The sequence below is a fragment of the Thalassobaculum sp. genome (genome assembly GCF_040219215.1).
Classification (GTDB): domain Bacteria; phylum Pseudomonadota; class Alphaproteobacteria; order Thalassobaculales; family Thalassobaculaceae; genus Thalassobaculum_A.
In genome coordinates this window covers 1-13115 of sequence record NZ_JAVJSX010000015.1, presented here as the reverse complement: position 1 = coordinate 13115, position 13115 = coordinate 1, and the positions used below count along the sequence as shown (strand labels likewise).

Sequence of the window (13115 nt, the reverse complement as noted above, 5' to 3'; positions counted from 1 at the left end):
GCGGCGGGTCTACGACTTTCTCGCCGAGGCGCTGTCGGCCCTGCCGCTCGATCGCGACGGCAGTCCGGGAACGACCAGTCCGGCGAGCGCGACCGCGACGACGACCACGCCCCACGCCACGAACACGACCGCGAGCGAGAACGCGTCGGCGACCGCACCGACGAAGGCGGGCACGAACAGAAGGCCGGCATAGCCGAAGGTGGTGATCACGCCGATCGACACGGCCGGCGGCAGGTCGCGATAGGCGCCCGCGGCCGAGAACATGATCGGCGCCAGATTGGCCATGCCGATCCCCGCGACAAGGAAGGCGAGGCAGGCGAAGACGAAGCCCGGTGCCATACCGGCGGCGACGAGCCCGGTCGCGGCCAGCAGCGCGCTCGCCACGAACATCGGCCGGTCGCCGAACCGGCCACGCAGCCTGTCCCCGGTCAGCCGCATCGTCGCCATGGTGGCCGAGAAGGCGGCATAGGCATAGCCGCTGACCACCAGCGGCGCGCCCAGTTCCTCGCGCAGGTATAGCGCGCTCCAGTCGATGACCGTGCCCTCGGGCGCATAGGCGAGCAGGGTGACCAGGCCGAGCACGTAGATGCCCGGCGACCGGGGCAAGCCCCGCCATCCGCCCGATCCGGTACCCTCGCGCATCGCCGCGTCGTCGGGCCGGTAGTGACCGAAGGCCCAGACCGCCAGCACCAGCACGATCGCGCCGACGATCAGCGCATGGCCCATCTCGCCGAAGGCGGCGATCATCGCGCCGCCGGTGAGGCCGCCGGCCACCCCGCCCAGCGACCAGAAGCCATGGAACGAGGACATCACCGGCCGGCCGAGCGCGCGTTCGACGCCGATGCCGTTGGCGTTCATCGCATTGTCCATCGCGCCCAGGAACACGCCGAGCCAGAGCAGCGCCAGCGCCGCGGCGGGCAGCGACGGCGCCAGTGTCAGCAGCACCAGCGAGGGCGCCAGCAGGACCGAGGTCCAGCGCACCACCGCCACCGAGCCGATGCGCGTGACCATCCACGCACCGCCGACCAGCGCGAGCACAGCACCGATGCCGAACAGGACGATCAGCCGCCCCAGCACGGCCTCGGAGATGCCGAGCCGATCGACCAGCACAGGGATCTTCGTCGCCCAATGGCCGACCATGAAGCCGTTGAGGAAGAACGCAGCGTACACCGCCAGCCGCGCCAGGTGCAGGCGCCGCGCATCGGGCGGCGCGCCGCCGGCGGTGTGTTGAACGGTCGACATGGCGGGCTCCGGGCAAACGGCTCTTGGTAGTCCAGATCGCTGGCCGTTCAAAGCGCTTTGACGCGGAGGCGGCGAACAATTTTCGCGGCTCAGAAGCCGTATAGCCGAGCCGGGTTGTCGACCAGGATGCGGCGGCGCGTTTCGTCGTCCGTGACGACACGCAGAAACGCATTCAGCAGCGCGCCCGCATCGGGCATCTTCGCATCGGCCAGCATCAGATGCGGCCAGTCGCTGCCCCAAAGGCACCGTTCCGGATTGGCCCTGACCAGCGCGGCGACGAGCGCATCGATCGCCTCGTAGGGCGCATCGGCGAGCCGGTAGAGCCCCGACAGCTTCACGAAGGCCTTGCCGTCGGCAAGAAGCGCACAAAGGCGCCGGAAACCGGGCTCGTCGGGACCCGCCGCGACATCGGGCCAGCCGATATGGTCGAAGACGACCGGCACCGGCATGGCGCGCACGCCGCCGTCGAGTTCGGCCATGTGCCGGTGCGCGTTCATCAGCATCTGCACATGCATGCCGCGCGCCTTCAGCCGGTCGGCCATCGCGGTCACCCCGCCCCAGCTCAGCACACCGCCATGAACGTAGTTGAGCCGCACGCCGCAAAGGCCGGCCTCGGCGAGCGCGTCGAGGTCAGCCTCGCTCGCCCGGTCGTCGACCAGCCCGATGCCGCGCGCCCGGTCGCGGCCGAGCCGTGCGACGGCGGCCATGGTCACCGCATTGTCGGCCCCGTAGAGGATCGAGTGGACCACGACCACGCGGTCGACGCCGAGCGCTGCCATGTGCCGCTCGTAAAGGCCGATCCAGTCCTCGAACCGCGGGCCGGGAGCGGGGTCCTCCACGCGGCCGTCCCAGAGCGGAAACTCATCCGGTCCCGCCACCATATGGATGTGCGCGTCGCACGCACCGGCCGGCAGCGCCCGGTGCGGCGCGGCCGGTTCCGCGACCGGCATCTGCGCCTTCGGCTTGTCGGTCATCGCCCCTCCGTGCGTCCTCGCGGGCGCAACCCATCCGTGTTTGCGCCGCACAATGCGAACCGCTAAACAGGCCCGGTTGCTTTTCTGCATTTCATAATCGGGGACATCGATCGTGGCCATCAAGAAACTGCTCGTCGCCAACCGGTCCGAGATCGCAATCCGCGTTTTGCGCGCCGCCAACGAGCTGGGCATGACGACGGTCGCCATCTGGGCCGAGGAAGACAAGCTGTCCCTGCACCGGTTCAAGGCCGACGAGAGCTATCAGGTCGGCCGGGGCGGGCACCTCGACAAGGACCTCGGCCCGATCGAGAGCTACCTGTCCATCGACGAGGTGATCCGCGTCGCCAAGCAGTCCGGCGCCGACGCGATCCATCCCGGCTACGGGCTTCTTTCGGAGAGCCCAGAATTCGTCGACGCCTGCGACGAGGCCGGCATCATCTTCATCGGCCCCACCGCCGGGACGATGCGAGCGCTCGGCAACAAGGTCTCGGCCCGCAACATCGCCGTCGATGCCAGCGTGCCGGTCGTGCCGGCGACCGGACCGCTTCCCGACGACATGGACGAGGTCAGAAAGCTCGCCGCCGAGATCGGCTTTCCGGTGATGCTGAAGGCCTCCTGGGGCGGCGGCGGGCGCGGAATGCGCGCCATCCGCGCCGCAGAGGATGTCGAGCGCGAGGTGACCGAGGCCAAGCGCGAGGCCAAGGCAGCCTTCGGCAAGGACGAGGTCTATTTCGAAAAGCTGATCGAGCGCGCCCGCCACGTCGAGGTGCAGGTGCTGGGCGACACGCACGGCAACATCGTCCACCTTTTCGAGCGGGACTGCTCGATCCAGCGGCGCAACCAGAAGGTGGTCGAGCGCGCGCCCGCCCCTTATCTCGACGACGCCCAGCGCAACGAGCTGGCCGAATACGCCATGAAGATCGCCCGGGCGACCGATTATCGCGGCGCCGGCACGGTCGAATTCCTGATGGATGCCGACAGCGGCAATTTCTACTTCATCGAGGTCAATCCGCGCATCCAGGTCGAACACACCGTGACCGAGGAGGTCACCGGCATCGACATCGTCAAGGCGCAGATCAGGATCCTGGAAGGCGAGACGATCGGCCAGCCCGGCTCCGGCGTTCCGGCGCAGCACGACATCACGCTGCACGGCCACGCCCTGCAGTGCCGGATCACCACCGAGGACCCCGAGCAGAACTTCATTCCCGACTATGGCCGGATCACCGCCTACCGGGGCGCGACCGGCTTCGGCATCAGGCTCGATGGCGGCACCGCCTATTCGGGCGCTGTGATCACCCGCTTCTACGATCCGCTCCTGGAAAAGGTCACCGCCTGGGCGCCGACGCCCCAGGAGGCCATCGACCGGATGGACCGGGCCCTGCGCGAGTTCCGCATCCGGGGCGTGGCCACCAATCTGACCTTCCTCGAGGCGATCATCGGCCATCCCGATTTCCGGTCCAACAGCTATACGACCCGCTTCATCGACACGACGCCGGAACTGTTCACCGCGGTCAAGCGGCAGGACCGGGCGACCAAGCTTCTGACCTATCTGGCCGACGTCACCGTCAACGGCCATCCCGAAACCAAGGGCCGGCCGAAGCCGCCCGCGCACGCCGCCCCGCCCGAACCGCCCTTCCATGGCGGCCCGGTGCCCGAGCGCGGCACCAAGCAGATGCTCGACGAGATGGGCCCGGCGAAGTTCGGCCAGTGGCTGCGCGAGCACGATCCGGTGATGATCACCGACACCACCATGCGCGACGGCCATCAGAGCCTGCTCGCAACGCGCATGCGCACCTACGACATGGCGCAGATCGCCGGCACCTATGCGCGTGCGCTGCCGAACCTACTGTCGCTGGAATGCTGGGGCGGAGCGACCTTCGACGTCTCCATGCGGTTCCTGACCGAAGACCCGTGGGAGCGGCTGGCGCTGATCCGCGAGGCGGCACCCAACATCCTGCTGCAGATGCTGCTGCGCGGCGCCAACGGCGTCGGCTACACCAACTATCCCGACAATGTCGTCAGGCATTTCGTGCGCCAGGCGGCCGCCGGCGGCATCGACCTGTTTCGCGTGTTCGACTGCCTGAACTGGGTGCCGAACATGCGCGTCGCCATGGACGCGGTCGCCGAAGAGGACAGGATCTGCGAGGCGGCCATCTGCTACACCGGCGACATCCTCAATTCGGCGCGGCCCAAATACGACCTGAAATACTATGTCGCCATGCTCAAGGAGCTGGAGGCGGCCGGCGCGCACATGATCGCCATCAAGGACATGGCCGGCCTGCTCAAGCCGGCCGCCGCCTCGGTCCTGTTCAGGGCGCTGCGCGAGGAAACCGACCTGGCGCTGCATTTCCACACGCACGACACGTCGGGCATCGCCGCCGCCACCATCCTTGCCGCGATCGATGCGGGCGTCGATGCGGTCGATGCGTCGATGGACGCGCTGTCGGGCCTGACGGCGCAGCCCTGCCTTGGCTCGATCGCCGAAGCGCTGACCGGCACAAGGCGCGATCCGGGTCTCGATCCCGAATGGATCCGGCGTATCTCGTTCTACTGGGAGGCGGTGCGCCACCAGTACGCGGCGTTCGAGAGCGACCTGAAGGGCCCGGCCTCGGAGGTCTACCTGCACGAGATGCCGGGCGGCCAGTTCACCAACCTTAAGGAACAGGCGCGCTCGCTGGGCCTGGACACGCGCTGGCACGAGGTGGCGCGCGCCTATCACGATGTCAACATGATGTTCGGCGACATCGTCAAGGTGACGCCGTCCTCCAAGGTGGTCGGCGACATGGCTCTGATGATGGTCAGCCAGGACCTGACTGTCGCGGACGTCAAGAACCCGCAAAAGGACATCGCCTTTCCCGATTCGGTCGTCTCGATGATGCGCGGCGATCTCGGCCAGCCGCCGGGCGGATGGCCGAAGGACATCCAGCAGAAGGTGCTCAAGGGCGAACAACCCTATACCGACGTGCCCGGCTCGCTGCTGGCGCCCGAGGACATGGACGCGCGCCGCGCCGAAATCGAGGAGAAGATCGGCCGGCAGGTGAACGAGTACGAGTTCGCCGCCTATCTGATGTATCCCAAGGTGTTCACCGATTTCGCGCTCGCCCAGGACAAGTACGGCCCGGTCAGCAATCTGCCGACGCCGAACTATTTCTACGGCCTGCCGGCCGGCGAGGAGATCCTTGTCGACATCGAACGGGGCAAGACGCTGGTGATCCGCTGTCTTGCGATCGGCGAGCCGGACGACAAGGGCATGGTGACCGTCTTCTTCGAACTCAACGGCCAGCCGCGCCGCGTCAAGGTGCCCGACCGGGTGCATGGCGCCGAAAGCTCGGTTGCCCGCCGCAAGGCCGAGGACGGCAACGCCGCCCATGTCGGCGCGCCGATGCCCGGCGTGATCTCGACGGTCTCGGTCGCCTCGGGCCAGGAGGTCAGGAAGGGCGACGTGCTGGTCTCGATCGAGGCGATGAAGATGGAGACCGCGCTGCACGCCGAACGCGACGGCACCGTCTCCGACGTGCTGGTCAAGGCCGGCGACCAGATCGACGCCAAGGATCTGCTGGTGATCTACGCGGGGTAGCTTGTTGCCCAACGGGTCGCCCCTATGATGGGGTGAGAGCCGTTGGCGATGGAGATGCCCATGGCAGATATCGTGATCCGCAACGTTCCGGAGCATGTGCGTGCCGCACTCGAGGCGCGCGCCCGCCAGAGTGGGCGGTGTCTGTCCGACGAGGCCAAGGCTCTGCTGGACGATGTCATCGAGGCGGGCCGCGCTCGGCAGGCCGGGGAGCTCAACGCATTCGACGCGCTACGTGAAGCCTTTGAAGGTGCATTCATGACCGACGAGGAACATGCCGACTTCATGCAGGCAATCGAGGAGATGCGCCGCGAGGGCGGACGTCCGGTTCCGGACTTTGAATGATCGTTCTGGGCGGAACTGCGCCTGCCGTTGATACTACAGTAAGAAGCAATCAAAGAAATTAGATGATATGGTGCGCGTAGATTTAACTACTCACTATAGATCGAGCGTCAATTGCGTTTGAATTTTCCCCCTCTTCAAACATCAATACCGTTACAGATGTGGACCGCGTTCTTTGTATTATGGCGGTATTGGCGTTCGTAAGCCCTGCAAAGCGGCGATCTGTAGACGTAGCCGGGTTCACGAGCTCAAAGTGGGTGTACCCCCTTTGAATGGTACCCTGCGCAGCCCTCTGAAGCACCTGCTCAGGAACTGCTGCAGAAGCGATCAGTCCAGAACCGCTCACCTCCAATTGAAAACTATTCTGCGACAATGATATTTCTTGAGTCGATACACAAGACGCCATTATCAATATAGGCATCAAGAGAAACAGAAATCTGGCACTCATGGATCGGTAACTCCGCTTGAGATCGGTTTATCGGAGTGCATTTGTTTGCTGTCAATTGTGTCAATGAAAATCCCGGCTTTTCGGGATCACGCGCACATTGCGCGGATGCCGGCCGGCATGGCCCATGATCGGCCGCTTGACCTCGTCGGCGCGCGAGATTTCCGGCTCCAGCAGGTCTTCGGACAGCGCGGTCAGCCGGCCGGTCTCGTCCTCAAGATGCGTGGCGACGACATGGATGACGCCCTCGCTCGCCTGCACCGTGCCGTGCACCGCCATCAGCCGGGCGCCCATCACCACCTTGCGATATTTCTTCAGCACCTTCGGCCAGACCACCAGATTGGCCGATCCGGTCTCGTCCTCGATGGTGACGAACACCACGCCCTTGGCGCTGCCCGGCCGCTGGCGGATCAGCACGATGCCGGCGACGCACACGCGCGCGCCGAAGCGCTTGTCCCTGAGGTCGGCCGTGCGGATGAAGCCGCGCGCGGCAAGCGTTGCGCGCAGGAAGGACAGCGGATGCGCTTTCAGCGACAGCCGCACGGTCTGATAGTCGGCGACCACATGTTCACTCAGCGGCATCGCCGGCAGCAGCGCCGGCGTGTCGGCGCCCTCGTCGGCCGCCTCGGCATGGGTGAAAAGCGGCAGGTCGGGCGCCGGCTTGATCGCGCGCGCGTCCCACAGCGCCGCGCGCCGGTCGCGGCCGACAGAGCCGAACGCGTCGGCTGCGGCGAGCAACTGGATGCCCCGCGCCGACACCTTGCCGCGTGACCTCAGTTCCTCGACGCTCTCATAAGGCCGGTCGCGATGGTCGATCAGCTTCGCCGCGTCTTCGGTGGCGAACCCGTCGATCTGCCGGAAGCCGAGCTGCACCGCGCAGACCCCGGGCGCGAGCGGTTCGAGCAGATTGTCCCACTCGGAGAAATTGACGTCCGGCGGCAGCACGGTGACGCCATGCTCGCGCGCATCGCGCACGATCTGCGCGGGCGCGTAGAACCCCATCGGCTGCGAGTTCAGCAGCGCCGCGCAGAAGGCCGCCGGATAGTGGCACTTCATCCAGCTCGACACATAAACCAGATGCGCGAAACTGGCCGCGTGGCTCTCGGGAAAGCCATATTCGCCGAACCCCTCGATCTGCGAGAAGCAGCGCGCGGCGAATTCGGGATCGTAGCCGCGCTCGACCATGCGGCCGACCATCTTCTCCTTGTGCGCGGTCACCTGCCCGCGCGAGCGGAACGTCGCCATCGCCTTTCTGAGCTGATTGGCCTCGACCGGCGAGAAGCGCGCCGCGACCATGGCGATCTTCATCGCCTGTTCCTGGAAGATCGGCACGCCGAGCGTGCGGCCCAGAATGTTCCTCAGTTCGTCCGGATCGTGTTCCGGGCCGGGCGAGGGATAGATCACCGGTTCCTTCTTCGACCGGCGGCGCAGATAGGGATGGACCATGTCGCCCTGGATCGGGCCGGGCCGGACGATCGCCACCTCGATGACAAGGTCATAGAAGGTGCGCGGCTTCAGGCGCGGCAGCATGTTCATCTGCGCCCGGCTTTCCACCTGGAACACGCCCACCGAATCGGCCCGGCACAGCATGTCGTAGACGACCGGATCTTCCTTCGGCACCGAGGCCAGCGTCAGCGGCCGGTCGTAATGCACCGCGATCAGCTCGAAACATTTGCGGATGCAGGTCAGCATGCCCAGCGCCAGCACGTCGACCTTGAAGATGCCGAGCGCGTCGATGTCGTCCTTGTCCCACTCGATGAAGCTGCGGTCGGCCATCGCGCCATTGCCGATCGGCACCGTCTCCACGAGCGGCTTTTCGGTCAGGATGAACCCGCCCACATGCTGGCTGAGATGGCGCGGCATGCCGATCAGTTCGTCGGCCAGCGCGATGGTGCGCTTCAGGTGCGGATCATCGAGGTCGAGCCCGGCCTCGTTGACATTGTCGCCATCGACCGTCGAGCCCCACGAACCCCAGACCGTGCGGGCCAGCGCCGAGGTCACGTCCTCGGACAGGCCCATCACTTTGCCCACCTCGCGCACCGCCATGCGCGGCCGGTAGTGGATCACCGTGGCGCACAGGCCGGCGCGGTCGCGGCCATATTTGTCGTAGATGTGCTGGATCACCTCCTCGCGCCGCTCGTGCTCGAAATCGACGTCGATGTCGGGCGGCTCCTTGCGCTCCTCGGAGATGAAGCGCTCGAACAAGACATCGTGCTGGGCCGGGTCGACCGCGGTGATCTCGAGGCAGTAGCAGACCGCCGAATTGGCCGCCGAGCCGCGCCCCTGGCACAGGATGTCACGGCTGCGCGCAAAGCGGATGATCTCGTGGATGGTCAGGAAATAGCGGGCGATGTCGAGCTTGCCGATCAGCGCCAGCTCCCTTTCGACCGTCGCGCGCACATGGGCCGGCACCCCGTCCGGGTAACGCCGCGCCGCACCCTGCCAGGTCAGTTCGGCCAGATAGCCGTCGGCGGTCTTGCCCTCGGGCACGGTCTCGCGCGGATAGTCGTAGCGAAGTTCGTCGAGCGAGAACGTGCAGGCGTCCGCGATGACCCGGCTCTCGGCGATCGCCTCGGGCCAGTCGGCGAAAAGGCGGGCCATCTCGGCCGGGCTCTTCAGGTGCCGTTCGGCATTGGCGTCCAGAAGCCGGCCGGCGGTGAAGATCGTCACCTTCTCGCGAATGCAGGTCATCACGTCCTGCAGCGGCCGCCGTGCCGGCGTGTGATAATGCACGTCGTTGGTGGCGACGAGCTTCAGCCCGAGGGTCTTGGCCAGTTCGGACAGCCGGTTGATCCGCGCCCGGTCGTCGCCGCGATAAAGATGCGCGGCGGCGATGTGGCTGACCGGAAGCGCTTCGCGCAGGCGCGGCAGATCGGCGACGAACGGATCGAGCCGTTCGCCCGGCACGGCGATCAGCACCACATCGTCAACACCGCCCAGCGCCTCGGCGGCCATCGCCAGCGTGATGTCGCAGGCGCCCTTGTCCTGCCAGGCGCCGTCGACCGTGCGCATCTTGCCCGCCGACAACAGCCGGCACAGCCGCCCGTATCCGGCGCGCGTCTTCGGATAGGCGAGCAGCGAGGGCGCATCGACCAGATCGAGCCGGCAGCCGATGACCGGCCGCATCCGCGCGGTCCTCGCCTCGCCGTGCAGGCGCACCACGCCCGCCATCGTGTTGCGGTCGGCGATGCCGAGCGCGTCATAGCCGAGCGCGTGCGCGGTCAGCACCAGATCGACCGCGTCGGACGCCCCGCGCAGGAACGAGAAATTGCTGGTTACGCCCAGTTCGACGAACGGGGCGGGCGCGTTGGGCGCAAATGTCCCCTCTTCGCCCAGGGTACGCTTGGCTGGGGTGAGCGGGGCTTCGGGCATGGTTCACGCATCCAGCCCGTGCACGAACCAGCGCGGCGGACCGCCGCGCCCGTCGCCGGGCAGCCCCTCGCGGAAGATCCAGTAGCGCCGCCCTTCGGCATCCTCGACGCGGTAATAGTCGCGCAGCCGCGCGGTCGATTTCTCGCGCCACCATTCCGGCGCGATCCGCTCGGGCCCCTGGCTCCTGACGATGCGGTGGGTCTGCCGCCGCCAGACGAGCTGCGCAGGCGGGCCGTCGGGCACCGCGTACAGCACCTGCGCCTCCTCGGGCCGGACCAGGAGACGCAACGGGCGCGGCACCCCGTCCGCCGTCTCACCGGTGGGCACGATCACGCATTGCGTGCCCGCCGGCGCCAGCCCCTCGGCGCGCTCGGGCACATGGCTGTCGCGGGCGACGGGCCTGAGCACCGCGCCGGGACCGAGCCGGGCGACCAGCCGATCGATCAGCCGCGCCAGATCGATGCTCTCGTCGGCCGCGCCCACGAGCGCCTGCTGGGCCGCGCCGAGCGCTTCGTGCACGACCGCGTCGAGCGTCATCGCATCGAGCCCGAAGCCGGTGTCGATCCGTTCGAGCCGGTCGCGGAACAGACGGCGCAGATGGGCCGGGTCGCGGCTCGGACGGCTGGTCGCGGCCTCCACGGACGAAGACCCGCCATCGGCGCGGTAGCCGGTCAGAAGCAGCCGCCGCGCGCCGAGTTGGCGCGTGTCCATCTGGCCGGTCAGATCATCGAGAAGGCGATCCAGCACCGGGCCGATCGCCTCGGTCTCGGTGACCGGCTCGGCAAAGCGGGCAAGCGCGCGCACCGGCGCGGGCAAATCGTCGGGCATCAGCGGCTCGGCCAGCCGGCCGAACGCCTGATCGAGCCTGAGCGGCGGATTTGAGGGCAGTTCGTTCCTGTGCCGGAAGCGGCGGGCGAGCGCGGTGCGCGGCACGCCGGCGACCGCGCCGACCGTCTTCAGGCCGAGGCGTTTGAGGAGCAGCACCGTGTCCGCGTCCAGCCGCAGCGCGGCGACCGGCAGCGGGCCGAGCCTTTCGGCAAGATCGTCGGGCCCGCACAGTTCGCGCGGGCAAGCGCCGAAGCGCGCCAGCGCCCAGGCCGCGCCGAGCGTCGGCGCGACGGTGACGCGCGCGGTCAGGTCGAGCCCGGCAAAGGCGCGGCGCATCTGCGCGAGCATCGCCGCCTCGCCGCCCCACAGATGATCCGACCCGGTCGTCTCCAGCATCAGCCCGTCGGCGTCGTCCACCCGCGTCCACGGGCACCAGCGCTGCGCCCAGCGCGCGAGCGCGGAAAGCCGCGCCGCATCGGCGGCCATATCGGCGTCAACGACATGCAGGGACGGCACCAGCGCCTTCATGTCGGTCAGCCGCGCGCCGCGCGTGATCGCCGCGCGGGCGGCCGCGCCGTTGACGTCGTGGACGAGACGGCCATGGGCGCCCTCGCGCGCCAGCACGAGCGGGGTCTGTTCAACCGGCGCGCCGGGGCCGCGCGTCCGGCGGCGCCAACTCTGGATCGGAAAGTGCGGCAGATAGATCGAGACGATGCGTCTTTGCGTCATAGCCTGCTTCCCAGAGGCCCGGTTGAAGGTCGCGCGCGCGGAACAGTTCGGCCCGCCAGCGCGGCGGCCCGGGCGCGCGCGGATCGTAAGGATGGGCGAACGAAGGCCGGGCCGCGATGCGCCAGCGCCGCCGCGCCGCCGACAGGTTCGCCTGCGCCGCAAAGCGGATCAGCACCGCGGCGGTGCCGGATCGCGCCGCGCGCATGGCCAGCCGCCGCGTGGCGGTGAAATCGAGCGCGGCCGGATCGCCCCAGACCTCGCCGATCACCGCGCCCATGCTGGCGCAGCCAAGACCCTCCTCCATCGCCCAGAGCACGTCGCGCGCATCGCGGGCGCAGACCATGACGAGCCGGTCGGGGTCGACGCCGAAGCGGTGCAGCGCGCGGCCGTGCGGCCGGCCCGTCTCGAGCGCCGCCATGCGGTCCTGCACCCACAGGATCGGCCGGCCCGCCGGCAGGTGCGCCAGCGCGAAGCCGGTCGCCGCGCCATCGCGCGGGGCGGCGAAGATCTCATCGAGATGCGCGTCCGCCGGCAGGCCGTCCCGTTCCACCGCCCGTTCCGTACGGGCTGGCGAACCCGCCGGCTCCAGCGCCTGCCCTGTCTCAAGCGCGTGCCCTGCCTTCGGCGGCCGATGCGCGCGCTCCGCCGCGCCGCCGGAAACGGCGCGCAAACGCGTCAAAAGCGCCTTGGCCGGCGCGGATGTGCGGAACCGTCCGTTCATCGCCTGAAGGGTTCTTGTTCATGATATGTTCCATTGTGCGCAGCACGCGAAAAGAGTCAATCCCGGAATCGGAGCGTGTAGGAATTTATGCCGGCTACGATATGGGACCAAGTAGCCGGCATTCCCATAATGAACAAGTGCGACAGGTGGGAAGTCGAAATTACCGAAGAGATGCTCTCTCGGGGTACGAAAATCCCTGAGAGCCAAGTGGGTTTTCGTTGTGAAGCGTTAGTGGCGGAATCTCCTTCAAAGGAGGTTTTTGAGCCCACCTACAAATTGCGTCGGACTTGCGATATGTAGCCCACATTAAATCTGTAAAACGTTCTGCGTAAAAATCTATCTCATTGCTTGAGTATCTATACGATGGCTCGTTGTATATCACAGATCGGTGACGTGACGCATAGCCGGATGGAACCAAAAAACATCCATCATCTGAACCGTAACCTTTGAAATCTTGAACTTTACCATGTGCAATGTCATTTCTTCGTAGAGCAAATTCGTCTACGCTACTAAGGAATCTTCTAATGCGTTTGTTTATCTCAGGGTAGTAAAAAAAGAAAAGATCTGAAGAGGCTCGTATCAGGTCAGTTCGGCCTCGTTGAGACACGACAGTTCCATAGACACGCTCTGCCGAAAATAGGTTTACATGCATCAGGCGTGCAAATAGTTCGGCAAGTGCATCTTCAAGGGCTTCCCATGCAGACAAAGCCTCACCTACTGATCTGTAAACCGCGTCAGCAGTTTCATTTAGGCCGTGAACTCATAAACGGGATTCTCAATCCGGCATTGGCGTGATTCAACCTCCCTTCTGGAGGTGCCTGATGAGCCGCTACGATCTGACAGAGTTCGAATGGCGCGTGATCGCGCCGCTTCTTCCCAATAAGCCAC

8 protein-coding genes are annotated in these 13115 nt (G+C 66.7%); 3 read left to right on the top strand and 5 right to left on the bottom strand.

Annotation, left to right across the window (positions count from 1 at the left end; translation table 11 throughout):
- Positions 1-9: 9 nt before the first annotated feature.
- Complete coding sequence (locus tag RIC54_RS12585) at positions 10-1242, bottom strand: MFS transporter (RefSeq protein WP_350066366.1); 1233 nt, start codon at positions 1240-1242, stop codon at positions 10-12.
- Positions 1243-1331: 89 nt separating this feature from the next.
- Positions 1332-2216, bottom strand: a complete 885-nt coding sequence (locus RIC54_RS12580; protein WP_350066368.1) for an amidohydrolase family protein — start codon at positions 2214-2216, stop codon at positions 1332-1334.
- Between the two features lie 112 nt (positions 2217-2328).
- Here RIC54_RS12580 and pyc point away from each other — a divergent pair, with 112 nt between their 5' ends.
- Positions 2329-5793: a pyruvate carboxylase gene (gene pyc, locus RIC54_RS12575; protein ID WP_350066370.1), complete on the top strand. Its 3465-nt coding sequence runs from the start codon at positions 2329-2331 to the stop codon at positions 5791-5793.
- A 48-nt stretch (positions 5794-5841) separates the two neighbouring features.
- Positions 5842-6135, top strand: a complete 294-nt coding sequence (locus RIC54_RS12570) for a FitA-like ribbon-helix-helix domain-containing protein (RefSeq protein ID WP_502990178.1) — start codon at positions 5842-5844, stop codon at positions 6133-6135.
- A gap of 505 nt (positions 6136-6640) precedes the next feature.
- On the opposite strand, the gene RIC54_RS12565 is transcribed toward RIC54_RS12570, so the two are convergent.
- The 3 genes from RIC54_RS12565 to RIC54_RS12555 are packed head-to-tail and all read right to left on the bottom strand — an operon-like array spanning position 6641 to position 12227.
- Positions 6641-9949 (bottom strand): error-prone DNA polymerase, encoded by a 3309-nt coding sequence (locus RIC54_RS12565; protein WP_350084507.1) that lies wholly within the window; start codon positions 9947-9949, stop codon positions 6641-6643.
- A 3-nt stretch (positions 9950-9952) separates the two neighbouring features.
- Positions 9953-11506: a Y-family DNA polymerase gene (locus tag RIC54_RS12560; protein WP_350071678.1), complete on the bottom strand. Its 1554-nt coding sequence runs from the start codon at positions 11504-11506 to the stop codon at positions 9953-9955.
- The gene (locus RIC54_RS12555) at positions 11415-12227 is read right to left on the bottom strand and encodes an ImuA family protein (protein WP_350151064.1); all 813 of its coding nucleotides are present in this window, start codon (positions 12225-12227) and stop codon (positions 11415-11417) included. The genes RIC54_RS12560 and RIC54_RS12555 overlap by 92 nt, the downstream gene beginning before the upstream one ends.
- Before the next feature lie 87 nt (positions 12228-12314).
- On the opposite strand from RIC54_RS12555, the gene RIC54_RS12550 reads away from it, so the two are divergent.
- Complete coding sequence (locus RIC54_RS12550) at positions 12315-12527, top strand: DUF3622 domain-containing protein (RefSeq protein WP_350071672.1); 213 nt, start codon at positions 12315-12317, stop codon at positions 12525-12527.
- Positions 12528-13115 lie beyond the last annotated feature (588 nt).